This is a genomic window from Shinella zoogloeoides (assembly GCF_030733845.1).
GTDB lineage: Bacteria > Pseudomonadota > Alphaproteobacteria > Rhizobiales > Rhizobiaceae > Shinella > Shinella zoogloeoides_C.
Window position 1 is genome coordinate 2,187,233 of sequence record NZ_CP132311.1, and the last position, 24,074, is coordinate 2,211,306.

General features: G+C 66.2%; 21 protein-coding genes and 1 pseudogene. 16 read left to right on the forward strand and 6 right to left on the reverse strand.

Annotated features, from left to right (window positions below):
* Positions 1–11: 11 nt before the first annotated feature.
* Positions 12–1,550 (reverse strand): aromatic amino acid lyase, encoded by a 1,539-nt coding sequence (locus tag Q9316_RS11870; RefSeq protein ID WP_306031821.1) that lies wholly within the window; start codon positions 1,548–1,550, stop codon positions 12–14.
* A 118-nt stretch (positions 1,551–1,668) separates the two neighbouring features.
* On the opposite strand from Q9316_RS11870, the gene Q9316_RS11875 reads away from it, so the two are divergent.
* Complete coding sequence (locus Q9316_RS11875) at positions 1,669–2,838, forward strand: LysR family transcriptional regulator (protein ID WP_306031822.1); 1,170 nt, start codon at positions 1,669–1,671, stop codon at positions 2,836–2,838.
* On the opposite strand, the gene Q9316_RS11880 is transcribed toward Q9316_RS11875, so the two are convergent.
* Entirely contained in the window at positions 2,828–3,802 is a 975-nt protein-coding gene (locus Q9316_RS11880) for a GlxA family transcriptional regulator (RefSeq protein WP_306031823.1), read from the reverse strand. The two genes, Q9316_RS11875 and Q9316_RS11880, sit on opposite strands and share 11 nt — an antisense overlap.
* 114 nt (positions 3,803–3,916) lie before the next feature.
* Here Q9316_RS11880 and Q9316_RS11885 point away from each other — a divergent pair, with 114 nt between their 5' ends.
* The 10 genes and pseudogenes from Q9316_RS11885 to Q9316_RS11925 all read left to right on the forward strand — a co-directional run bounded on the left by Q9316_RS11885 (position 3,917) and on the right by Q9316_RS11925 (position 16,284).
* Positions 3,917–4,831, forward strand: a complete 915-nt coding sequence (locus tag Q9316_RS11885) for a 3-keto-5-aminohexanoate cleavage protein (RefSeq protein WP_306031824.1) — start codon at positions 3,917–3,919, stop codon at positions 4,829–4,831.
* A 170-nt stretch (positions 4,832–5,001) separates the two neighbouring features.
* Positions 5,002–6,495, forward strand: a complete 1,494-nt coding sequence (locus tag Q9316_RS11890) for a carnitine 3-dehydrogenase (protein ID WP_306035285.1) — start codon at positions 5,002–5,004, stop codon at positions 6,493–6,495.
* A 14-nt stretch (positions 6,496–6,509) separates the two neighbouring features.
* Positions 6,510–6,627 (forward strand): annotated as a pseudogene (locus Q9316_RS25665) (propionyl-coenzyme A carboxylase alpha polypeptide); the annotation flags it as partial.
* Positions 6,628–6,676: 49 nt separating this feature from the next.
* The gene (locus tag Q9316_RS11895; protein WP_306031825.1) at positions 6,677–7,837 is read left to right on the forward strand and encodes an acyl-CoA dehydrogenase family protein; all 1,161 of its coding nucleotides are present in this window, start codon (positions 6,677–6,679) and stop codon (positions 7,835–7,837) included.
* Positions 7,838–8,021: 184 nt separating this feature from the next.
* Positions 8,022–10,082 carry an acetate--CoA ligase family protein gene (locus Q9316_RS11900; RefSeq protein ID WP_306031826.1) on the forward strand — a complete coding sequence of 687 codons (2,061 nt, stop codon included), beginning with the start codon at positions 8,022–8,024 and terminating at the stop codon, positions 10,080–10,082.
* Entirely contained in the window at positions 10,079–10,861 is a 783-nt protein-coding gene (locus Q9316_RS11905) for a carnitinyl-CoA dehydratase (protein WP_306031827.1), read from the forward strand. The genes Q9316_RS11900 and Q9316_RS11905 overlap by 4 nt, the downstream gene beginning before the upstream one ends.
* Before the next feature lie 276 nt (positions 10,862–11,137).
* Positions 11,138–12,727, forward strand: a complete 1,590-nt coding sequence (locus tag Q9316_RS11910) for an ABC transporter substrate-binding protein (RefSeq protein WP_306031828.1) — start codon at positions 11,138–11,140, stop codon at positions 12,725–12,727.
* Positions 12,727–13,836 (forward strand): ABC transporter permease, encoded by a 1,110-nt coding sequence (locus Q9316_RS11915; RefSeq protein ID WP_371877907.1) that lies wholly within the window; start codon positions 12,727–12,729, stop codon positions 13,834–13,836. The genes Q9316_RS11910 and Q9316_RS11915 overlap by 1 nt, the downstream gene beginning before the upstream one ends.
* On the forward strand, positions 13,833–14,660 hold the full coding sequence (locus tag Q9316_RS11920) for an ABC transporter permease (RefSeq protein WP_306031830.1): 828 nt from the start codon (positions 13,833–13,835) through the stop codon (positions 14,658–14,660). Before Q9316_RS11915 ends, Q9316_RS11920 begins: the two co-directional genes overlap by 4 nt.
* Positions 14,653–16,284, forward strand: coding sequence for an ABC transporter ATP-binding protein (locus tag Q9316_RS11925; RefSeq protein ID WP_306031831.1), 1,632 nt, complete (start codon positions 14,653–14,655; stop codon positions 16,282–16,284). Before Q9316_RS11920 ends, Q9316_RS11925 begins: the two co-directional genes overlap by 8 nt.
* 203 nt (positions 16,285–16,487) lie before the next feature.
* Here the strand turns inward: Q9316_RS11925 and Q9316_RS11930 are convergent, their stop codons facing one another.
* From Q9316_RS11930 to Q9316_RS11945, 4 genes are read right to left on the reverse strand one after another with little or no spacing between them, the layout of a single operon-like run.
* Positions 16,488–16,838: a PAAR domain-containing protein gene (locus Q9316_RS11930; RefSeq protein ID WP_306031832.1), complete on the reverse strand. Its 351-nt coding sequence runs from the start codon at positions 16,836–16,838 to the stop codon at positions 16,488–16,490.
* Complete coding sequence (locus Q9316_RS11935) at positions 16,838–17,254, reverse strand: ACT domain-containing protein (protein WP_306031833.1); 417 nt, start codon at positions 17,252–17,254, stop codon at positions 16,838–16,840. Before Q9316_RS11935 ends, Q9316_RS11930 begins: the two co-directional genes overlap by 1 nt.
* Positions 17,251–18,162 carry an alpha/beta hydrolase gene (locus tag Q9316_RS11940; protein WP_306031835.1) on the reverse strand — a complete coding sequence of 304 codons (912 nt, stop codon included), beginning with the start codon at positions 18,160–18,162 and terminating at the stop codon, positions 17,251–17,253. The genes Q9316_RS11935 and Q9316_RS11940 overlap by 4 nt, the downstream gene beginning before the upstream one ends.
* A gap of 17 nt (positions 18,163–18,179) precedes the next feature.
* On the reverse strand, positions 18,180–18,815 hold the full coding sequence (locus Q9316_RS11945; RefSeq protein WP_306031836.1) for a LysE family translocator: 636 nt from the start codon (positions 18,813–18,815) through the stop codon (positions 18,180–18,182).
* A gap of 129 nt (positions 18,816–18,944) precedes the next feature.
* On the opposite strand from Q9316_RS11945, the gene Q9316_RS11950 reads away from it, so the two are divergent.
* The 5 genes from Q9316_RS11950 to Q9316_RS11970 all read left to right on the forward strand — a co-directional run bounded on the left by Q9316_RS11950 (position 18,945) and on the right by Q9316_RS11970 (position 24,064).
* Positions 18,945–19,853: a LysR family transcriptional regulator gene (locus Q9316_RS11950; RefSeq protein ID WP_306031837.1), complete on the forward strand. Its 909-nt coding sequence runs from the start codon at positions 18,945–18,947 to the stop codon at positions 19,851–19,853.
* A 118-nt stretch (positions 19,854–19,971) separates the two neighbouring features.
* On the forward strand, positions 19,972–21,132 hold the full coding sequence (locus Q9316_RS11955; protein ID WP_306031838.1) for an ABC transporter substrate-binding protein: 1,161 nt from the start codon (positions 19,972–19,974) through the stop codon (positions 21,130–21,132).
* 184 nt (positions 21,133–21,316) lie between these two features.
* Positions 21,317–22,312: an ABC transporter ATP-binding protein gene (locus Q9316_RS11960; RefSeq protein ID WP_306031839.1), complete on the forward strand. Its 996-nt coding sequence runs from the start codon at positions 21,317–21,319 to the stop codon at positions 22,310–22,312.
* A complete protein-coding gene (locus tag Q9316_RS11965) occupies positions 22,309–23,259 on the forward strand; it encodes an ABC transporter permease (protein ID WP_306031840.1) in 951 nt (316 codons plus the stop codon). Before Q9316_RS11960 ends, Q9316_RS11965 begins: the two co-directional genes overlap by 4 nt.
* Positions 23,249–24,064, forward strand: a complete 816-nt coding sequence (locus tag Q9316_RS11970) for an ABC transporter permease (RefSeq protein WP_306031841.1) — start codon at positions 23,249–23,251, stop codon at positions 24,062–24,064. The genes Q9316_RS11965 and Q9316_RS11970 overlap by 11 nt, the downstream gene beginning before the upstream one ends.
* Positions 24,065–24,074 lie beyond the last annotated feature (10 nt).

The following is a 24,074-nucleotide window of genomic DNA, read 5'->3' on the forward strand; positions in this document are numbered from 1 at the left end:
GCCTGTCTCCGTCAGGGCTTGAGGGCAAAGAAAGCGTCGAAATCCGCCATGGGCGCGGCCGCGACGAAGGCGGCAAGCGCCTCGGGGCTGGCAAGGTCGCGGTCGAGCGCCTCGATCTCGGCCGAAAGCGGCCGGTCCTTGCGGTAGAACGGGCTGATCGCCCGCGTGCGCTGGTAGGCGACAAGCGCTACCCCCTCGACATTGTCGCCGGCCAGGTCGATCGCCTGTGCGGACAGCATGGCTTCGAGCGCGGCGAGCTGGCGCAGGTCCCGCACCTGGCTTTCCATGCGCTCGACGATGAGCGGCAGGAAGGTCGCCTCCTCTTCCAGCCCGCCGGCGACGACGATGGACTGCGCCGAGATCGGCACGGCCAGCGACTGGATGCGCATGTAGAGCTCGACGGCGAGCTTGAGGAGCGGCCCGAAGCCGGTCGCCGCCTCGCCGGGCGCGACGAGATTGACCGGCAGGTTGCGGCGAACGCCGTTGGCAAGCAGCACGCAGCGGTTCAGCACGTTGCGGGCGAGATGGGCAAAGCCGGTCTGTGCCGCCTCGACATAGAGCGTGGTCGACAGCGGCAGCGAGCCGCCGGACGCCATGACGTGATTGTCCAGCACGACCGGATTGTCGTCCGACTGCGCCGTCGCCTCGACGATGCGCTCGGCCGCATTCATCAGCGTGTCGAGGCAGGCGCCGAAGACCTGCGCGGTCATGCGCAGGCTGAGCGGATCGTGGATCGCCGAGGGTTTGGGCCAATTGCCCGAGGCGGCCTGTGCCTCGAACCAGGTGCCGGCCAGCGCCTCGCCATGGGCGGAGAGCCGCGCGGCGACCCGCCACGGATCGGCCGAGGCGCCGAGCGCCAGCGAGGACAGCACGCCCGTCACCATGAGGTTGCGGATCGCCTTGGCCGCCTCGCGCACCACATTGGCGGCGGCGGCGTGCGAGATGGCGTTGACGCTGAGCGCAGCCAGCGCGTCGCGCGGCTGCATGCGGTAGGGGTTGAGGCCGGCGCGCTTCAGCGCTTCCGTCGCCGGCAGGCGTTCGCCGCCGTACCACGCCTCGCCCTCGCCGGTCAGCACCGCCGCGATCTGCCCCATCAGGCCGATATCGGCGCAGCCCATCGAACCATGGCGCCGCACGACCGGCACGACATCCTTTTCCAGCAGCGCCAGGAAGGCGTCGATCAGCTCCGGGCTGCAGCCCGAATAGCCGCCGAGCGCGGTGTTGATGCGGATGGCCATCGCCTTGCGCACGATCGGCAGGTTGAAAGGTTCGCCGGTGCCGAAATGATGCGCCTTGACGAGGTTGTTGTTGAATTCGAGCAGGTCGTCCGCCGTCCAGAGCTTGTCCTTCATCGAGCCGACGCCGGTATTGGCGCCGTAGATCGGCAGGCCGGTGGCGAGGCGGTCGGTGATGACATGGCGCGCCGTATCGACACGCCCCATGCCGATCTCGCAGGCGACGGCGCGCCGCGTTCCCGCGCCGATCGCTTCGAGGGTCGCGAAGTCGAGCGGTTGACCGGTGAGATAGAGCATGTCGGCGGAAGCGAGCATTTTGGGAAAGCCTGTTTTTCAACGTGGATGTTATGCGGAACGCGCGCCGAGCGTATATCCCAAAATCCGTACGGTTCATGCTACAAGCCGAACAGACGAGAAAACCCTAGGCCCCGCCATGGATCTATCCACCCTTTGCCTTGTGCACAGCATTCTGGAGGAACGCGGCATCCGCAGGGCGGCCTCGGCGGCCGGCCGCCCGGCCTCCAGCGCCAGCGCCGCGCTTCGTCGTGTCGAGGCCGTGCTGTCCGTGCCGCTGGTGCGGCGCGACGGACAGGCCCTCGTGCCGACGCTCGACGCCGAGGGCCGCCTGCCGCGCTTTGCCGAGATCGCCCGCGCCGCCGCGGCGCTCACCGCGCTCGGCGATGCCTCGCGGGCGCCGCCCGCCATATCGCTCGCCGCCCTCGCCCGCTTCGTCACGGCGGCGCGGGCCGGCAGCATCAACGCCGCGGCAAAAACCCTCGGCCTCGGCCAGCCGCAGCTCACGCGCCAGCTCAGCCATCTGGAGGAGGCGGTCGGCTGCAAGCTGCTCGCCCGTTCTGCGGCCGGCATAAGCTGCACGCCGGCGGGCCTGGAGGCCCTCGGCCTTGCCGAGCGTATCGGCGTGGCCTGGGATGCGCTTTCGGCCGCCGCCGCCGAGCGCTTCCGCCGCAGCGCCGCCACCTGGCGGCTCGGCACGGTCATTCCCTTCGGCCATGAAAGCGAGATCGCCGCCACGCTCGCCCGCCTTGCCGTCGAGTGGCGCGCGGTACGGCCCCGCCAGCCGCTCTTCCTGTCCTCCACCACGGCGGACGAGCTCGTCTCCGGCCTCAAGAACCGCCGGTTCGACCTGATCCTGCTCGACACCGACCACTATCCCGCCGAGTTCGAGGGCAGCCTGATCGGCCGCTCACAACTGGCGCTCGCCGCCCCGCGCACCCTCGGCGAGGCCGGGCCGCAGGATTTGGCCGCCCTGCTGTGCCGCCATCCCATCGCCGTACCGAGCCCGCGCAGCGGCCTGCGGCAGATGACGGACCGCTTCCTGGAGGCGACGCTCTCCCCAGCCGAGCGGGCGCGGCTGACGCTGGTCGAGGTCGATTCGATCCCCGTTATCATCAACCTCGTGCTGGACCACGGCCATCTCTCGGTCCTGCCCGAACATTCCGTCGCCAATATCAGCCCTCCGCCGACCTTGCTGCCGCTCGACCCGGCATACCAGCAATCGCTCAGCCTCGTCTGGCCGCGCGATGCCCTGTCGCGGCAGGCTGCCGAGACGATGATGCGGCTGCTTGGGAAAACTAGTTCTTAGCGCCGGTCCGCAGCCGCCGCCGCGTCTCCGTCGGGCTTTCGTGATAGTGCGCGCGATAGCTGCGCGAGAAGGCGGAGGAGGAATTGAAGCCGGTGAGCGCGGCGATATCGGCGAATTCGGACCTGGTCTCGATGACCTTGCGCCGCGCCGCGTTGAGGCGGAGCGCCAGATAGTGCTGGTGCGGGGCGACGCCCATCGATTCCTGGAAAAGGTCCTGGAGGTGCCGGGCGCTGATCCCGACGCGCCTTGCCAGCCGCGTCAGCGTCAGCGGCGCATCCACCGTCTCCTCCATCAGCCGCACGGCCTGGCCGACGCGCTGGTCGGCGACGCGCATGTTGCCGAGCGCCGGCACCTGCAGAAGGCCGCCGGTACGCTCGTGCTCGTAGATGAAGAGGCGCGAGACCTCCAGCGCCAGCGAATAGCCCTGCCGCCGGCGGATGATCTCCAGCATCAGGTCGAGCGTCGGCAGCGAGCCGCCGGTGGTGACGCGCTTGCCGTCGATGACGTAGCGCTCGCGCATCACGGCGATCTGCGGATAGCGGGAGGCGAATTCCTCCATGTCCTCCCAGTGGATCGTCACCGAATGGCCGTCGAGCAGGCTCGCCTCGGCCAGCAGCCAGCTGCCCGATTCGATGCCGGCCATCATCGTGCGGTGACGCGCCGTCTGCGAAAGCTGGCGCCGCAACAGAGGCGTCGCACTCATCTGCCATTGATAGGACGAGAGCACGAAGAGCGGGAAAACCTCCTTCTCCGGCCGGAACACACCGTCGACCGGAACGGGAATACGGCTGCGCGTCTCGATCGGCTGGCCGTCCGGCGAAAAGATGCGCCAGCGGTATAGGTCCTGGCCGGAGATGCGGTTGGCCGCGCGCAGGGGTTCGATGACCGAGGCGACGAGGATGAGGTTCGTCTCGGGCAGCACGAGAATGTCGATGTCGAGCGTATCGGAAGAGGGATCGAGCATGGCGCAATCCTGCTTTTCTATCTCTCGAATTGTCAAGGATGGATCCGAAAAGTGAAAGCACTACGCCTTCTCTTGGCTCGTAATGGTTCCAACGAGAATACCGGGAGAACGACAATGCCCTTAGCCATGAACCGTGACGTCTTCATCACCTGCGCCGTCACCGGCTCCGGCGACACCGCCGGCAAATCCCCCCATGTGCCGCGCTCGCCGAAACAGATCGCCGAATCGGCCATCGAGGCCGCAAAGGCCGGCGCCGCCGTCGTGCACTGCCACGTCCGCGATCCGGAAACCGGTGCGCCGAGCCGGCGCAACAACCTCTACCGCGAGGTGACCGAGCGCATTCGCGACGCCGAGGTGGACGTCGTGCTCAACCTCACCGCCGGCATGGGCGGCGACATGATCTTCGGCAACACCGAGCAGCCCCTGCCGCTGAACCCCAACGGCACCGACATGGCCGGCGCCACTGAGCGCGTGTCCCACGTCGCCGAATGTCTGCCGGAAATCTGCACGCTCGACTGCGGCACGATGAACTTCTCGCTCGGCGACTACGTGATGACCAACACGCCGTCCATGCTGCGCGCCATGGCCAAGATGATGACGGACCTTGGCGTGCGGCCCGAGATCGAAGCCTTCGACACCGGCCATCTCTGGTTCGCCAAGCAGCTCGTGGAAGAAGGCCTGATCGAGGACCCGGTGCTGATTCAGCTCTGCATGGGCATTCCGTGGGGCGCGCCCGACGATCTCAACACCTATATGGCGATGGTCAACAACGTGCCCGCCAACTGGACCTTCTCGGCCTTCTCCATCGGCCGCAACGCCATGGCCTATCCGGCCGCGGCCGTGCTTGCCGGCGGCAATGTCCGCGTCGGTCTCGAGGACAACCTCTATGTCGGCAAGGGCCAGCTCGCCACCAATGCGCAGCTCGTCGACAAGGCCGTCAACATCATCGAAAGCATGGGCGCCCGCGTCATCGGCCCGGCCGAAGTGCGCGAGAAGCTGAAACTGACAAAGCGCGCGCCGCGCGGCTGACGGACGAGAGCCCCCCTCATCCGCCCTTCGGGCACCTTCTCCCCGCTGGGGAGAAGGGAGAAAGGCCGGGGCTTTGCCACAAGTCCCTTCTCCCCTCGGGGAGAAGGTGCCGGCAGGCAGATGAGGGGGAGCCGCCCCACACCGAGAAAAATACGAGGGAACGCATGAGCATGAGCACCATCAACAAGGCAGCCTGTGTCGGCGGCGGCGTCATCGGGGGGGCGTGGGTCGCGCGCTTCGCGCTCGCCGGCATCGACGTCAAGGTCTTCGATCCGCATCCGGAAGCCGAGCGTATCATCGGCGAGGTCATGGCCAATGCGGAGCGCGCCTATGGCATGCTCACCATGGCGCCGCTGCCGCCGAAAGGCAAGGTCATCTTCTGCAAGAGCTTGGAAGAGGCCGTGCAAGACGCTGACTGGATTCAGGAAAGCGTGCCCGAGCGGCTGGAGCTGAAGCGCGGCGTGCTCACCCAGATCGACGCGGCCGCAAGACCCGATGCGCTGATCGGTTCCTCCACGTCGGGCCTGATGCCGACCGATCTCCAGCGCGACATGAAGCACCCCGAGCGCCTGTTCGTGGCCCATCCCTACAACCCCGTCTACCTGCTGCCGCTCGCCGAGCTCGTCGGAGGCCAGAAGACCTCCCGTGCCGTGCTGGAAGACGCCAAGGCCAAGCTCGCCCCCATCGGCATGAAGGGCGTGATCATCAACAAGGAAATCGAGGCCTTCGTCGGCGACCGCCTGCTCGAAGCCGTCTGGCGCGAAGGCCTGTGGCTGATCAAGGACGACATCTGCGACACGGAAACGCTGGATGACGTGATCCGCTATTCCTTCGGCATGCGCTGGGCGCAGATGGGCATGTTCGAGACCTACCGCATCGCTGGCGGCGAGGCGGGCATGCGCCACTTCCTCGCCCAGTTCGGCCCCTGCCTCTCCTGGCCCTGGACCAAGCTCACCGACGTCGTAGACCTCGACGACGCGCTGGTGGAGAAGATCGCCGGTCAGTCCGATGCCCAGTCCGGCGCGCGCGGCATCCGCGAGCTGGAGCGCATCCGCGACCAGAACCTCGTCGGCATCATGCACGCGCTGAAGGCCGGCGACGAAGGCCGCGGCTGGGGCTCGGGCAAGCTGCTCGCCGAATTCGAGGAACACCTCTGGGCCAAGGCCGGCAAGGCGAAAGTCGAGGTCTCCGCTTCGGAGCCGCTGCGTCTCGTCGACACCAAGGTCAACGCGGCGTGGGTCGACTACAACGGCCACATGACGGAGCACCGCTACCTCCAGCTCTTCGGCGACACGTCGGACGCGCTGCTCCGCCTCATCGGCGTCGATTTCGCCTATGTCGAGGCCGGCCACAGCTACTACACGGTGGAAACCCACATCCGCCATCTCGGCGAAGGCAAGCTCGGCCAGGCGCTCTACACGACGCTCCAGCTCCTTTCCTCGGACAGGAAGCGCCTGCACTTCTTCACCCGCATCCACGACGCCGCCACCGGCGACGTCATCGCGACGGCGGAGCAGATGATGGTCCATGTGGACTCCAAGGCCGGCAAGAGCGCCGATGCGCCCGCAGAGGTGCTGGCGAAGATCGCGCCGATCGCCGAGGCCCATGCGAAGCTGGCCCTGCCGGAAGGTGCGGGCCGCAGCGTCGGGCAGAGGAAAGCGTAAGGCGCAAGCCTCCACCCCCCTCTGCCCTGCCGGGCATCTCCCCCTCAAGGGGGGAGATCGGCAGGAGGCAAGGCGGTGCCACAACCAATCTCCCCCCTTGAGGGGGAGATGCCCGGCAGGGCAGAGGGGGGGTAGCCACAACACGCACCTCCCGTAAAAGACATACCGGGAGGACTTTTCAATGAATTTCGCACTCACCGACGAACAGCAGATGATCGTGGATACGGTCCGCTCCTTCGTCGAAACGGAAATCTATCCGCATGAGAACGAGGTCGAGCGCACCGGCCATGTGCCGCCGGAACTCGGCCAGGAGATCGCCCGCAAGTGCAAGGAGATCGGCTTCTTCGGCTGCAACATGCCCGAAGAGGTCGGCGGCGCGGGCCTCGACCATACCTCCTTCACGCTGGTGGAGCGCGAGCTCGGCCGCGGCTCGATGGCGCTGACGGTCTTCTTCGGCCGCCCCTCGGGCATCCTGATGGCCTGCAACGACGAGCAGCGCGAGCGTTACCTGCTGCCGGCCGTCAGCGGCGAGAAGTTCGACGCGCTTGCCATGACCGAGCCGGACGCGGGCTCGGACGTGCGCGGCATGAAGTGTTTTGCGAGGCAGGACGGCGACGACTGGGTCGTCAACGGCACCAAGCATTTCATCAGCCATGCCAACATCGCCGATTTCGTCATCGTCTTCATCGCGACGGGCGAGGAGGATACGCCGCGCGGCAAGAAGAAGCTGATCACCTGCTTCCTCGTCGACCGCGGCACGCCGGGCTTCGATATCCGCGACGGCTACAATTCCGTCTCGCACCGCGGCTACAAGAACTGCATCCTCAATTTCGACGAATGCCGCCTGCCCTCCTCGCAGATCCTCGGCGAGGTGCACAAGGGCTTCGACATCGCCAACGACTGGCTCTACGCGACGCGCCTCACCGTCGCCGCCACCTCCGTCGGCAGAGCTCGCCGCGCCTTCGACTATGCCCTCAACTACGCCGCCGAGCGCAAACAGTTCGGCAAGCCGATCGGCGCGAACCAGGGCGTCTCCTTCAAGCTCGCCGACATGATCACCGAGATCGACGCAGCCGACCTGCTGACGCTCTCGGCCGCCTGGCGGCTCGACCAGGGCCTGCCGTCGAACCGCGAGATCGCCTCGGCCAAGGTCTATGCCACGGAAATGCTCGCCCGCGTCACCGACGAAGCGATCCAGATCTTCGGCGGCATGGGCCTGATGGACGACCTGCCGCTCGCCCGCTTCTGGCGCGACGCCCGCGTCGAGCGCATCTGGGACGGCACCTCTGAAATCCAGCGCCACATCATCAGCCGCGACCTGCTCCGGCCGCTGGGGGCTTGAGGATGGGGATGGCGATGAAGACCCCTCCCCAACCCCTCCTCACAAGGGGGAGGGACTTAACCTGCCGCTCCGCTTCATTCCATCTAGACGGTACCGCTGGCAGCGGCGCTTTTTTCAAGCCGTCAACGGCGCGGCACCGTAAGCCCCTCCCCCTTGTGGGGAGAGGTTGGGGAGGGGTCCTCCCATGACCCGCTCCCTCGACCGCCTCATCCGCCCGAAATCCATCGCCGTCTTCGGCGGCAAGGAGGCGCGGCGGGTCATCTACCAGTGCGACAAGATGGGCTTTGCCGGCGAGATCTGGCCGGTTCATCCGCGCGAGGACGAAATCCTCGGCCGCAAGTGCTACCGCTCCGTCGCGGACCTGCCCGGCGCGCCGGATGCCTCCTTCGTCGGCGTCAACCGCGAGCTGACCATCGGCATCATCCGCGATCTCGCGGCCCGCGGCGCCGGCGGCGCGGTCTGTTATGCCTCGGGCTTTCGCGAAGCCATCAGCGAGCTGGCCGATGGCGACGATCTCCAGAAGGCGCTGGTGGAGGCGGCGGGCGACATGCCGATCCTCGGGCCCAACTGCTACGGCTTCATCAACATGCTGGACGGCGCCCTGCTCTGGCCCGACCAGCACGGCATGCTGCGCGTCGAAAAGGGCGTCGCCGTCCTCACGCAGTCCTCCAACATCGCCTGCAACATCTCCATGCAGCAGCGCGGCCTGCCGCTCGCCTATATCCTGACCGCCGGCAACCAGGCGCAGACCGGCCTTGCCGACCTTGCCTGCGCGGTTTTAGAAGATCCGCGCGTCACCGCCGTCGGCCTGCATATCGAGGGCTTCGACAGCCTCGCCTCGCTGGAACGGCTCGGCCTTCGCGCCCGCGAGCTGAAAAAACCCGTCGTCACGCTGAAGGTCGGCAAGTCCGAACAGGCGCAGCTCGCCACCGTCTCGCACACCGCCTCACTTGCTGGCAACGACGCGGTCTCCTCGGCGCTGCTTGCCCGCCTCGGCATCGGCCGGGTCGAGACGCTGCCGGAACTGCTCGAAACGCTAAAATTGCTGCATGTCGCCGGCCCGCTGCCGAACTTCGACATCTCCTCTATGTCCTGTTCGGGCGGCGAGGCCTCGCTGATGGCGGATGCGGGCGTGAAGCGGAAGGTCGTCTACCGCGACCTGAAGCCCGAGCAGCGCCAGCCGCTGCGCGAGACGCTCGGCCAGATGGTGACCATCTCCAACCCGCTCGACTACCACACCTTCGTCTGGGGCAACCGCGAGAAGCAGACCGCCGCCTTCACGACGATGATGCAGGGCGGTTACGGCCTGAACCTCCTGGTGCTCGATTTCCCCCGCCTCGACCGCTGCGATCCCGCCGACTGGACCACCACCTGCCATGCCGTCATCGACGCCGCGAAGGCAGCGGGAGCGAATGCGGGCATCGTCGCCAGCATGGGCGAGAACATGCCCGAAGCGACCGCCGAGATGCTGATCGCAAACGGCGTCGTACCCTTCTACGGCATCGAGGAGGCGCTCGCCGCCGCGGACGCCGCCGCCGGCATCGGCGAAGCCTGGGAAAAACCCCTGCCCGCCCCGCTGCTCAAAACCACGCAAGGCGCAGGCGAAGCGGTCACGCTCACCGAGCACGAGGCCAAGCAGGCGCTCGCCGCCCATGGCCTGCCCGTTCCGAAGGGCATGACGGCCGCCACGGCGGAAGCCGCCGCCGACGCCGCCGAACGGCTCGGCTTCCCCGTCGTGCTCAAGGGCCTCGGCATCGCGCACAAGACGGAAGCCGGCGCGGTGAAGCTGAACCTTGCCGACCGCAAGGCCGTGCTGGATGCGGCGGAAGCCATGGCCGGGGTCGCGTCCGGCTTCCTCGTGGAAAAGATGGTGGGGAAACCGGTCGCCGAGCTGATCGTCGGCGCGATGCGCGATCCCGTCGCCGGCACGGTGCTGACCATCGGCGCCGGCGGCATCCTCGTCGAATTGCTGGAGGATTCGGCGATCCTGACCCTGCCGACCGACGAAAAGGCGATCCGCGAGGCGATCTGCGGCCTCAAGGTTGCAAGGCTGCTCGGCGGCTATCGCGGCGGCCCGAAAGGGGATATCGACGCCCTTGTCGCCGCCGTCGCATCAGCGGCATCCTATGTCGTTTCAAACGCTTCAATAATCGAAGAACTGGACGTTAATCCCATAATGGTGCTGCCGGAAGGCGACGGTGTCGTCGCAGCCGACGCACTGATCCGTCTGAGGAAGAACCCATGACCGGACCGATCCTGCAACGCCGCGAAGGCGGCATCCTGGAAGTCACGATCGATCGCCCCAAGGCGAACGCCATAGACCTCGTGACCAGTCGCATCATGGGCAAGATCTTTGCCGATTTCCGCGACGACGACAGCCTGCGCGTCGCCATCATCACCGGCGCGGGTGAAAAATTCTTCTGTCCGGGATGGGACCTCAAGGCCGCTGCCGCGGGCGATGCGGTCGATGGCGACTACGGCGTCGGCGGCTTCGGCGGCATGCAGGAACTGCGCGACCTCAATAAGCCGATCATCGCGGCGGTCAATGGCATCTGCTGCGGCGGCGGCCTCGAAATCGCGCTCTCGACCGACCTCATCCTCGCCGCCGAGCACGCCACCTTCGCGCTGCCGGAAATCCGCTCCGGCACCGTCGCGGACGCCGCCTCGATCAAGCTGCCGAAGCGCATCCCCTATCACATCGCCATGGACATGCTGCTGACCGGCCGCTGGCTGGACGTGCAGGAGGCGCACCGCTGGGGTTTCGTCAACGAGATTCTGCCCGCCGGCAAGCTGATGGAACGGGCCTGGGAACTTGCCCGCCTGCTCGAAAGCGGCCCGCCGCTCGTCTACGCCGCCATCAAGGAAGTGGTGCGCGCCGCCGAGGGCGAAACCTTCCAGACGACCATGAACAGGATCACCCGCCGGCAGTTCCGGACGGTCGATATCCTTTATTCCAGCGAGGATCAGCTCGAAGGCGCCCGCGCCTTCGCGGAAAAGCGCGATCCCGTCTGGAAGGGACAATGACCAGGCGCCCCTGCATCGGGCGCCCTTCGCGAGTTTCCATAAGCCTGACTTGTGGAAGATATAGGTAAATTAGGGCGTTACAGCCGCCTTGTGCCTGGTTAAATTATAGGAAAAACGCCGACCGGCGGCGGAAAGGGGAGGCTTTCGAAAAACGGAAAATACGCTTCTGGGGGCATAAAAACCGATCGTAAGGTTGCCTTAGAGGCGAAAACCAGAAATTCTGCCAATCATAACGACAAATGCTCAAAAAATTGGGCCAGCAAAGGGAACAGGGGAATGACGGACTACACAAAATACCTCACCAGCCAGGTCTCGCTCGGCAAGATGAACCGCCGCGAGTTCATGGGCCGCGCCGCAGCCTTCGGCATCACGCTCGCCGTCGCCGGCACCATGTTCGACACCGCCGCCAAGGCACAGGAGCCCAAGCGCGGCGGCCATCTCAAGCTCGGCCTCGAAGGCGGCTCGGCGACGGACTCCAACGATCCCGCGAAGTTCCTGTCGCAGGTCATGTTCTGCATCGGCCGTTGCTGGGGCGACATGCTGGTGGAATCCGAGCCGCTGACCGGTCAGCCCGTGCCGGCGCTTGCCGAATCCTGGGAGCCGTCCGCCGACGCCTCCACCTGGACCTTCAAGATCCGCAAGGGCGTGAAGTTCCACGACGGCAAGGACCTCACCCTCGACGACGTCATCAAGACTCTGCAGCGCCATACCGACGAGAAATCGGAATCGGGCGCGCTCGGCGTCATGAAGTCGATCAAGGAGATCAAGGCCGACGGCGAGAACCTCGTGCTGACGCTGACGGAAGGCAATGCCGACCTGCCGCTGCTTCTGACCGACTATCACCTCGTCATCCAGCCGAACGGCGGCTATGACGACCCGACCTCGGCCAACGGCACCGGCCCCTACAAGATGACGAGCTTCGAGCCCGGCGTGCGCGCCACGTTCGAGCGCAACCAGAACGACTGGCGCCAGGATCGCGGCTTCGTCGACAGCATCGAAATCATCAACATGAACGACGCGACGGCGCGCATCGCCGCGCTTTCCTCCGGCCAGGTGCACTACATCAACCGCGTCGATCCCAAGACCGTCGATCTCCTGAAGCGCGCGCCGACCGTGGAGATTCTCTCCACCTCGGGCCGCGGCCACTACGTGTTCATCATGCATTGCAACACGGCGCCGTTCGACAATGTCGACCTGCGCCTTGCGCTGAAATACGCGATGGACCGCGAGACCATGCTGGAAAAGGTGCTCGGCGGCTACGGCAAGATCGGCAACGACTTCCCGATCAACGAGACCTATGCCCTCTTCCCGGAAGGCATGGAGCAGCGCGCCTACGATCCCGACAAGGCCGCCTTCCACTACAAGAAGTCCGGCCATAGCGGCTCCGTGCTGCTGCGCACGTCGGACGTCGCTTTCCCCGGCGCGGTGGACGCCGCCGTCCTCTACCAGGAGAGCGCCAAGAAGGCCGGCATCGAGATCGAGGTGAAGCGCGAACCCGGCGACGGCTACTGGTCGAACGTCTGGAACGTGCAGCCCTTCTCGACCTCCTACTGGGGCGGTCGCCCGACGCAGGATCAGATGTATTCCACCGCCTATCTCTCGACGGCGGACTGGAACGACACGCGCTTCCTGCGGCCGGACTTCGACAAGCTGCTGCTCGAGGCCCGCTCGGAACTCGACGAGGCCAAGCGCAAGGACATGTACCGCACCATGGCCACGATGGTGCGTGATGAAGGTGGCCTCATCCTGCCGATGTTCAACGACTTCGTGAACGCCTGCTCCAAGCAGGTGAAGGGCTACGTGCACGACATCGGCAACGACATGTCGAACGGCTATGTCGCAACCCGCGTGTGGCTGGAAGCCTGATGGCCGGCGGCGGACCGGCGCACGGTCCGGAACTGACGGCGACGGCGGCTGCGGGCGATAGCCCGCAGTCTGCCGGCGCTGCCGGGTCGGTTGCGTCCACGGGAATCCCAGCCACCGAAGGCTCGCCTTCGTTCTGGGCGAAACTCAGCAAGAAGAGCCCCCTCGCCGCGCTCATCCTGCAACGCCTCGCGCTCAGCGTGGCCTTGCTCTTCGCCGTGTCGCTGATGATCTTCGGCGGCGTGGAGGCCCTGCCCGGCGACTTCGCGACGACCTATCTCGGCCAGTCCGCGACCCCGCAGGCCGTGGAGAACATCCGCAAGGACCTCGGCCTCGACCAACCGGCCACCACCCGCTACTTCAACTGGCTCGGCGGCGCCATCCAGGGCGATTTCGGCAAATCCTGGGCCTCGAAGAATTCGGTCAGCGAACAGATCGGCAAGCGCCTCGGCAATTCGCTGTTCCTCGCCTTCTTCGCGGCGATCATCTCCGTGCCGCTCGCCGTCGGCCTCGGCATGCTCGCGGTGCAATACAGGAACCGCCTGCCGGACAAGATCATCAACGTCATCTCGCTGGCGGCGATTTCCCTGCCGGAATTCTTCGTCGGCTACCTGCTGATCCTGTTCTTCGCCGTGCAGATGGGCGTCGCGACCTTCCCGGCGACGGTCTACGACTCGATGACGATCGGCCAGCGGCTGTCGGCCATCGCGCTGCCCACGGCAACGCTCGTCCTCGTCGTGCTCGCCCACATGATGCGCATGACGCGGGCCGCCATCCTCAACGTCATGTCGTCTGCCTATGTCGAGACGGCGGAGCTGAAGGGCCTGTCGAGCCTGCGCATCATCGCCAAGCACGCCGCGCCGAACGCCGTCGCCCCGGTCATCAACGTCATCGCGCTGAACCTTGCCTATCTCGTGGTCGGCGTCGTCGTCGTGGAAGTGGTCTTCGTCTATCCCGGCATGGGCCAGTACATGGTCGACGCCGTGACGGTGCGCGACATGCCGGTGGTACAGGCCTGCGGCCTGATCTTCGCCGCCTTCTACATCTTCCTCAACATGTTCGCCGATATCCTTGCGATCATCGCGAACCCCAGATTGAGGCATCCGCGATGAGACTTTCCACCATTCCCGTCAGCGCGTGGATCGGCATGCTGGGCATCGTGCTCGCCGTGTTCTGCGCCATCTTCGCCCCCCTCATCGCGCCCTATGGCGAGAGCGAGATCGTCGGTGCCGTCTGGCTGCCGATGGGCGGCGACTACCTGCTCGGTACCGACAATCTCGGCCGCGACCTCTTCTCGCGGCTGATCTTCGGCGCCCGCACCACGATCTTCGTGGCCTTGGCGGCGACCGTACTTTCCTTCTCGCTCGGCATGCTGCTGTCCTTCACCGCGGCCGTGACGGGCGGGCTGGTCGACCAGGCCTTCTCGCGCTTCAACGACCTGATGATGGCGATCCCGACGCTGATCTTCGCCCTCGTCGTGCTGGCGGTTCTGCCCCAGCAGCTCTGGATCCTCATCCTCGTCATGGCGATCCTCGACTCGACGCGCGTCTACCGCATCGGCCGCGCCGTGGCGCTCGACGTGGCGGTCATGGAGTTCGTGGAGGCCGCGCGGCTGCGCGGCGAAGGCACGGGGTGGATCATCTTCCGGGAGATCCTGCCCAACACGCTCTCGCCGCTGCTTGCCGAATTCGGCCTGCGCTTCGCCTTCTCGATCCTGTTCCTCTCCACCCTCTCCTTCCTCGGCCTCGGCATCCAGCCGCCGGCTGCCGACTGGGGCGGCATGGTCAAGGACAACAAGGACGGCATCATCTTCGGCATTTCGGCCGCCCTCATTCCGGGCGGCGCGATCGCGGGGCTGGCCATCTGCGTCAACCTTGTCGTCGACTGGCTGATGAAACGCACCTCGAGCCTGAAAGGGGGACGCGGCGATGCCTGATCTTCTCTCCGTCCGCGACCTCAAGATCGAGGCAACCAGCTATCCGCCCGGCGAGCCGCCGCGCACCGTGACCCTCGTCGAGGGCGTGAACTTCGACGTCGAGAAGGGCAAGGTGCTCGGCCTCATCGGCGAATCCGGCGCCGGCAAGTCCACCATCGGCCTCACCGCGCTCGCCTACGGGCGCGGCGGGGTGCGCATCACCGGCGGCGAGGTCAAGCTCAACGGCGAGGACCTGCTGAAGCTCTCGCCCTCCGGCATCCGCAAGGTGCGCGGCTGCAAGGTCTGCTACGTCGCCCAGTCGGCGGCCGCCGCCTTCAACCCCGCCCACCGGCTCGGCGAACAGGTGATAGAGGCCTCGCTGAAACACGGCATCATGAGCCGCGCTGAAGCGGAAAAGCGTGCGCTCTACCTCTTCAAGGTGCTCGGCCTGCCGAACCCGGAAACCTTCGGCCAGCGCTATCCCCACCAGGTCTCGGGCGGCCAGTTGCAGCGCGCCATGACAGCCATGGCGCTCTGCCCCAATCCCGAGCTCATCGTCTTCGACGAGCCGACGACGGCGCTCGACGTGACCACGCAGATCGACGTGCTCGCCGCGATCAAGCATGCCATCGAGGAGACCCACACCGCCGCGCTCTACATCACCCACGACCTTGCCGTCGTGGCGCAGATCACGGACGACATCCTCGTGCTCCGGCACGGCAAGATGGTGGAATACGGCCCGGTCAAGCAGATCATCGAGGCGCCGAGGGAGGACTATACCCGCGCATTGGTCAATGTGCGCGGCACGAAGCGCGACGAGGCGCCCGACCAGACGGACACGCTCCTGAAGGTCGAGAACATCACGGCCGGCTACGGCAACGGCTTCAGGGTACTGGAGAACGTCTCGCTGCACCTTCCCAAAGGCCAGACGCTGGCGGTGGTGGGCGAATCGGGCTCGGGCAAATCCACCCTCGCCCGCGTCATCACCGGCCTGCTGCCACCGCAGGAGGGCACGATCGGCTTCGACGGCAAGCCCCTGCCGAAGGCGCTGAAGGGCCGGGCGAACGACGAACTGCGCCGCGTCCAGATGATCTACCAGATGGCCGATACCGCGATGAACCCGCGCCAGACGGTGCGCGACATCATCGGCCGTCCGCTCACCTTCTACTACGGCATGCGCGGCGCCAAAAAGACGGAGCGGGTGAAGGAACTCTTGGAGCAGATCGAGATGGGCGGCCGCTTCGCCGACCGCTATCCCGCCGAGCTCTCGGGCGGCCAGAAGCAGCGCGTGGCGATCGCCAGGGCGCTGGCGGCCCAGCCGGAACTCATCCTCTGCGACGAGCCGACCTCCGCGCTCGACCCGCTGGTGGCGGAAGGCATCCTGAAGCTTCTCATGAAGCTGCAGGAGGAGACGCAGGTCTCCTACATGTTCATCACCCACGACATCGCCATCGTGCGCGCGATCGCCGACAGCGTGGCCGTGATGCACAGGGGACGGCTCGTGCGCTTCGGGCCGAAATCCAAGGTGCTCTCGCCGCCGTTCGACGACTACACGGACCTCCTGCTGAAATCCGTTCCCGAAATGGAGATCGGCTGGCTGGAACGGGTGCTGACGACGCGGCGCATGGAAAGCGCGGGGAACTGAAACAAGCGGGCGGCTCCGGCCGCCCGTTGCCATGCGCAAAACGCCCCTCATCCGGCCTGCCGGCCACCTTCTCCCCGCAAGCGGGGAGAAGGAAATTTGCCGCACCGGTTTCCCAAACCTTCACCGTTGCGTGGGGCGCGTCCCCTCTCCGCGATTGCGGGGAGAGGGTTAGGGTGAGGGGCAAACTCCCTCCTCCCCGCGCTTCAATTCTGCGTGCAGGCCACATCCCCGAGGCGGCTGGCGGATTCGCCTTCGACGCTCACCGTCTCCTCGCCGCGCGCCGTGCAATTGCCCTTCTCGCCGACGCCGGTGCGGAACTTCACCATGGGCTGGCCCTCGATCATGACGCTCGGCACGATCTCGTAGAGTTCCGGCGGGCAGTTGACGACATCGGACAGGCGCAAAGCCGGCGCGCCGCCGATGAAGACGCTCTTCGAACCCGACAGGGCGCAGGCCGGAATGGGGGCCGGAGCGTCCTCGGCCGACGCAACCGACGGCAGCCCGGCCATCAGGCCGACGATCAGCACCGCACCTGCAAATTGCCCTGATATCATCACGCATCTCCTTTTTCACGCGCTGTGCGGGATAGATCCCGCAGCGTTTCGAGCGCCCGTTCTGCATCTATTTCCGGCACGAATATATGGTCGTGATGGTAGCCGGCAACCACGTTGGCGCTGATGCCCGCTTTGGTCAGTGCCGTCGCGAAGGCCGCCGTCAGCCCGACCGCCTCCAGCGAGGAATGCACGGTGAGCGTGAGCATGCGCATCGGCGCGCTGGCGGCAAGCCCCTCCGCGGCGTCGGCCGGCAGGATCAGCGTGATGCCCTCCTCCTCGCGGAACAGGCCGATCGGCCCGCGGGCGAGATGCGCGGCGAGATCGGCCGCCGGCACGCTCGCATAGACGAAGCTGCCCTCCGTGAGCGCCGGCTCCATCGTCGCCAGCAATTCGGCGAGATCGGTGACGCCGCTCATGGATTGGCCATCCGTCGCACGGCATCGCACAGCGCCGCAAAGCCGGCCTTCGCCCCCTCGCTCATGAAGCGGGCGCGCAGCCAGGCATGGATCATCTGCTTCTCCTCGCGGAATTCCACGGGCACGCCGGAAAGCGCGAGCCGCGCCGCATAGGCGCGCGCATCGTCGCGCAGCGGATCGAAATATGCGCCGGTGATGAAGGCCGGCGGCAGGCCGGCAAGGTTTTCCGCCCGCAGCGGATAGGCGTGCACCGCGTCTTCCGGCGCCTTATAGATCTCGCGATAGTAGGCGACGTCGGCGGTCGAAAGACCCGGCGCTCGCGCCATATCCACATAGGAGCCGGAGACGAGGTCGCCGCCAAGGCCCGGATAGACCAGCGCCTGCCCGGCAATGCCCTTCAGCCCCTCATCGCGCGCCTTCAGCACGATGCCGGCCGCCAGATTGCCGCCGGCGCTGTCGCCGATCACCACAACCGGATGGTTCTCCAGAAGAAGCTCGACCAGCACGGCCCAGCAATCGTCGAAGGCGGCGGGCCAGACGTGTTCCGGCGAAAGGCGGTAGTCGATGGAGACAAGTTCGGCGCCGGCCGCCTGCGATATCTCGGCGCAGATGGCGTCGTGGCTCTCCAGCGAGCCGACGACGAAGCCGCCGCCGTGGATGTAGAAGAGGCGCGTTTGGGAAGTGACCTCCGCCGGCCTGTAACGGCGGACCGGGATGCGCCCTGCGACCAGCCCGCCCGCCTTGGCCATTCCGGCCGGCGGCGGCGCATCGAAGGCGGCGCAGAGCGCATCGTACCAGGCGCGCTGCTGGACGATATCCGCATCGACGGCATCGGCCGGATAGAAATCCTCGCAACGCTTGTGGAAGGCCAGAATACCCTCCTCGGTCGGCATGGGACGTTCGGTCATGGTGGGTTCCGTTCGGATCAGGTCTTCTGGAAGGCGAGGTTGAGGCCGAGCCCGACAAGGATCGTGCCGCCGACCCGCTGCATCGTCTTTTGCACCCGCGCGGAGCCTTTCAGCCGCGTGGCGATCGCGCCGGCCAGCAGCACGCAGACGATGTCCGCGGAAGTGAACATCAGATTTACCACCGTGCCGAGGACGAGGAGCTGCGCCCAGACCGGCAGCGCCGCCGACGGATCGACGAATTGCGGCAGGAAGGCGAGGAAGAAGATCGCCGTCTTGGGATTGAGCACCTCGACGGAAACGCTTTCGACGAAGGCACGCCGGCCGCTTTTACGCGCCTGTTCGCCGGATGCCAGCGCCGGCGCCTCGGCCTTTGCCCGGAACATGGCGATGCCGAGCCAGATGAGGTAGAGGGCGCCGAGCAGCTTGACCGCGAGATAGAGCGCGGGAACGGCGTGGAAAAGCGCCGTCAAGCCGGCGGCGGCGGCAAGCACATGGGCATAGCCGCCGAGATGAATGCCAAGGCTCGCCATCAGCCCCGAGCGGCGTCCGCGCGCGATGGTCTGCGCCGCGGCATAGAGCATGGCCGGTCCCGGCATATAGGCGAAGACCGCCGTCGTCACGAAAAAGGCAAGCATCATCTCGAACGGGGGCATGTCCTCTCCTGCAGGTCGCGCATCGGTTGCCGGAGCTTATCCCAGGAACCGAGGGCGGGGAATGCCTGGCGATGCCCATCCGCAGCCATTCGCCTTGCGTCGCGCCCGCGGCGCATATTAACTGCCGCCATGGCATTCACCTTCCGGCAACTGCAGTATTTCGTCGCCGTCGCAGAGCAGGGTTCTGTAACGCGCGCGGCGCAGAATCTCTCGATCTCGCAATCCTCGATCACCGAGGCGATCAAGGAACTCGAATCGGATCTCGGCGTGGAGCTCTTCGACCGCCATCCGCGCGGCCTGACGACGACCCACAACGGCCACCAGTTCCTGCGCCACGCGACGAAGATCCTCGCCGACGTCTCGGATGCGCGCCGCTCCTTCTCGGACAACCGCACGGCGGAAAAGGGCCAGCTCAACCTCGGCGTCACCTCGCTGGTCGCCGGCTACGTGCTCTCCGACCTCCTCTCGCGCTACCGCCGCGCCTTCCCCGGCATCGATGTCAGCGCCATCGAGGACAACGGCTCCTATCTGGAACACCTGCTGGTGGGCGGCGAACTGGACGTCGCAGTCATGGTCATCTCGAACCTGCGCGACCGCATGGCGCTGCAGGCGGAAATCATCGAGACTTCGCCCTACCGGCTCTGGCTGCCGATCGGCCACCCCCTCGTCTCGGCGGACATCATCTCCGTCAGCGACATCGCGAAAGAACCGCTGATCATGCTGACGGTGGACGAAATCGAGGAGAACACCGGCAAGCTCCTGAGCGCCCTCGGCGCGCGCCCACATGTCGCCTTCCGCACCCGCTCGGTGGAAGCGGTGCGCAGCCTCGTCGCCACCGGCGCGGGCATCGCGCTGCTCCCCGATCTCGTCTATCGCCCCTGGTCGCTGGAAGGCGACCGCATCGAAAGCCGCGACGTCTCCGGCGCGCTGCCGGTCGTCCAGGTCGGCATGGTCTGGCGCAAGGGCTCCAGCCTGCCGCAGGCCGCGCGCGATTTCGTGGGACTGGCAGAGGCATTGCGGAGCGGGCGGGGACGGTAGGTTTCGGAATTTCCGATAACGACATTCTGATTAATGAATTTGCGAAAGCGGCGAAATCGCGGCACCTTTTCATCCGGGAACAATACCGCCTTGAAGCGGATCAAACCGGGAGACTGTCATGAAGCGACTTCTGCATTCCTGCACCGCGCTTACCCTTTCGCTCGCCTTCACTACCGCCGCCATCGCCCAGGAGCCGCTGAAGGAGCTTGGCGCGGGCGAAGGCGAAGTGTCGATCGTCGCCTGGGCCGGCTATATCGAGCGCGGCGAAACGGACAAGAATTACGACTGGGTCACCGAATTCGAGAAGAAGACGAGCTGCAAGGTGACGGTCAAGACCGCGGCGACCTCTGACGAAATGGTTGCGCTGATGAACGAGGGCGGCTTCGACCTCGTCACCGCCTCGGGCGACGCCTCGCTCCGCCTCGTCGCTGGAAAGCGCATCCAGCCGATCAACACCGACCTCATCCCGAGCTGGAAAACCATCGACGAGCGCCTGCAGAACGCGCCCTGGCATACCGTGAACGGCGTCCACTACGGCACGCCCTATCTCTGGGGGCCGAACGTGCTGATGTACAACACCGAAGCCTTCAAGGGCGAGGCGCCGAAGAGCTGGAAGGTCGTCTTCGAGGAGATGACGCTGCCGGACGGCAAGTCCAACAAGGGCCGCGTGCAGGCCTATGACGGCCCGATCCATATTGCCGACGCCGCCCAGTACCTGATGGCGCACAAGCCGGACCTCGGCATCAAGAACCCCTACGAACTCAACGAAGACCAGTACAAGGCCGCGCTCGATCTGCTGCGCGTCCAGCGCACGCTCGTCGGCCGCTACTGGCACGACGCCATGATCCAGATCGACGACTTCAAGAACGAGGGCGTCGTCGCCTCCGGTTCCTGGCCCTTCCAGGTCAACCTGATGCAGGCGGAAAAGCAGCCGATCGCCTCGACCTTCCCGGAAGAGGGCGTGACGGGCTGGTCGGACACGACCATGCTGCATGCCGAAAGCCAGCACCCGAACTGCGCCTATATGTGGATGGAACACTCGCTGTCCGCCAAGGTGCAGGGCGATGCGGCCGCCTGGTTCGGCGCCGTTCCCTCGGTCCCGGCCGCCTGCAAGGGCAATGCGCTCCTGACCGACGAAGGCTGCAAGACCAACGGCTTCGAGAACTTCGACAAGATCGCCTTCTGGCGCACGCCCGTCACCAAGTGCGAAAGCCAGGGCGAATGCGTGCCGTATCACCGCTGGGTCTCCGACTATATCGGCGTGATCGGCGGGCGCTGAAAACAGCCCCTCACCCTAGCCCTCTCCCCGCAAGCGGGGAGAGGGAACGTGCCCCGCGACAGGTTTCGCTTCGACGGCAGAATGCCACAGCGGAGAACGCCTCTTCGTGCCTCCTTCTCCCCGCCTGCGGGGAGAAGGTGCCGGCAGGCGGATGAGGGGCAGGCAACATACACCGGGAGCCCCCATGACCGCCGTCCTGTTCCAGCAAGTATCCCGCCATTTCGGCACTGTCCGCGCCGTCGACAGCGTGGATCTCGCCATTGCCGAGGGCGAGTTCTTCGCCATGCTCGGGCCGTCCGGTTCCGGCAAGACGACGTGTCTGCGCCTGATGGCCGGCTTCGAGCAGCCGACGGCGGGCCATATCGAGATCTTCGGCGAGACGGCGGAGGGCGTGCCGCCCTATCGGCGCAACGTCAACACGGTGTTCCAGGACTACGCTCTCTTCCCGCATCTCTCGATCCTCGAAAACGTCGCCTACGGCCTGATGGTCAAGGGCGTCGGCAAGGCGGAGCGCCTGAAGGCGGCGGAGGATGCGCTCGCCATGGTCAAGCTGCCTGGCTACGGCGCGCGCCGGCCCGGCCAGCTCTCCGGCGGCCAGCGCCAGCGCGTGGCGCTCGCCCGCGCCCTCGTCAACCGCCCCCGCGTGCTCCTCCTCGACGAGCCACTCGGCGCGCTCGACCTGAAACTGCGCGAGCAGATGCAGGAAGAACTGAAGTCCCTGCAGAAATCCCTCGGCATCACCTTCGTCTTCGTTACCCACGACCAGGGCGAGGCGCTGTCGATGGCCGACCGCATCGCCGTCTTCAGCGACGGCAGGATACAGCAGCTCGGCACGCCCGAAGACGTCTACAAGCGGCCGCAGACGCGCTTCGTCGCCGATTTCGTCGGCTCCTCCAACGTGCTGCCGCCCGATTTCGTGGAAAGCCTCGGCTTCGGCAAGCACTATGCGAGCCTGAGGCCCGAGGCGGTCACGCTCGGCGACGGCCCCGGCCGCAAGCCGTTCTCCGGCCGCGTGACAGCGGCAAGCTTCCTCGGCGCGGCCAATCGCGTGACGGTCGAGGCGAACGGGTCGCGGGTCGCCGCCATGCTGCCGGCCTCGATCGCGGTGCCGGCGCAGGGCGAGACGGTCACCCTCTCCTTCCTACCGGAAGACCTGCACACCATGGATGGCGCGCAATGAGCACCGTCACGGACACCTCCATCCTCGATCACCGGCAAGGCGCCTCCGGGCGGCTTTCGGATTTCTTCTGGCGCAACCCGAAGATCCTCCTGCTCCTGATGCTGACGCCGCCGCTACTCTGGCTCGGCATCATCTATCTCGGCTCGCTCTTCGCGCTGCTGCTGCAGAGCTTCTTCTCGATCGACGATTTCTCCGGGCTGATCAATTACGAGTTCACCCTCGCCACCTACCGGCAGCTGCTCATCCCGTCGAACTTCGACATCATCATCCGCACCGTCACCATGGCCGTGCTGGTGACGCTGGCCTCCGCCGTCATCGCCTTCCCGATCGCCTACTATGCCGCGCGCTACGCCAGGGGAAAGTGGAAGGTCGTCTTCTATCTCGGCGTCATGCTGCCGCTCTGGTCGAGCTATCTGGTCAAGATCTACGCCTGGAAGCTGATCCTCGCCAAGGAGGGCATCGTCACCTGGGCGCTCGCCAAGCTGCACCTGCTCTGGCTGCTCGATGCATGGCTGGCGCTCCCCGTCGTCGGCGGTTCGTCGCTGTCGATCAGCTATACCGGCACCTTCATCGTCTTCATCTATGTCTGGATGCCCTTCATGATCCTGCCCATCCAGGCCTCGCTGGAGCGCGTGCCGGGCAACCTGATCGAGGCATCCGCCGACCTCGGCGGCCACCCCGGCCAGACCTTCCGCTACGTGCTCTTTCCGCTGGCGCTGCCCGGCATCATCGCCGGCTCGATCTTCACCTTCTCGCTGACACTGGGCGACTACATCATTCCGCAGATCATCGGCTCGTCGCGGTTGTTCATCGGCCAGGCGGTCTATGCCCAGCAGGGCACGGCCGGCAACATCCCGCTCGCCGCCGCCTTCTCCGTCGTGCCGATCGTCATCATGGGCCTCTATCTCTGGATGGCCAAGCGACAGGGGGCTTTCGATGCGCTCTGACAGAAACACCTCCGCCCCGCTCGGCCTGAAGATCGCTGCCGGCGCCGGCCTTGCCTTCCTGCACCTGCCGATCCTGCTCATCTTCCTCTATGCCTTCACCACGGAGGAAAAGAGCTACCAGTTCCCGCCGCCCGGCTATACGCTGCAATGGTTCGCCGTGACCTGGAACCGGCCGGATGTCTGGGAGGCGATGGGGCTTTCCGTGCGTGTCGCCGCCATCTCGACGGCCGTTGCGCTGGTGCTCGGCACGCTCTGCGCCGCCGCCGTTTCCCGCACCCGGTTCTTCGGCCGGGAGGCGGTCTCGCTGCTCGTCATCCTGCCGATCGCCCTGCCCGGCATCATCACCGGCATCGCGCTGCGCTCGGCCTTTTCCTTCGCGGATATTCCCTTTTCCTTCTGGACCATCGTGCTCGGCCACGCGACCTTCTGCGTCGTGGTCGTCTACAACAATGCCGTCGCCCGCTTCCGCCGCATCTCGGGCTCCTTGATCGAGGCCTCGATGGACCTCGGCGCCGACAGCTTCCAGACCTTCCGCTACATCATCCTGCCGAACATCGGCACGGCGCTTCTGGCCGGCGGCATGCTCGCCTTCGCGCTGTCCTTCGACGAGGTCATCGTGACCACCTTCACCGCCGGCCAGCAATCGACCCTGCCGATCTGGATGCTGGAGGAACTGGTGCGCCCCCGCCAGCGGCCGGTGACGAACGTCGTCGCCATGGTGGTCGTGCTCGTCACCTTCCTGCCGATCCTCGGCGCCTACTACCTCACCCGCGACGGCGACCAGGTCGCCGGTGCCGGCAAATGAACCAAACGAC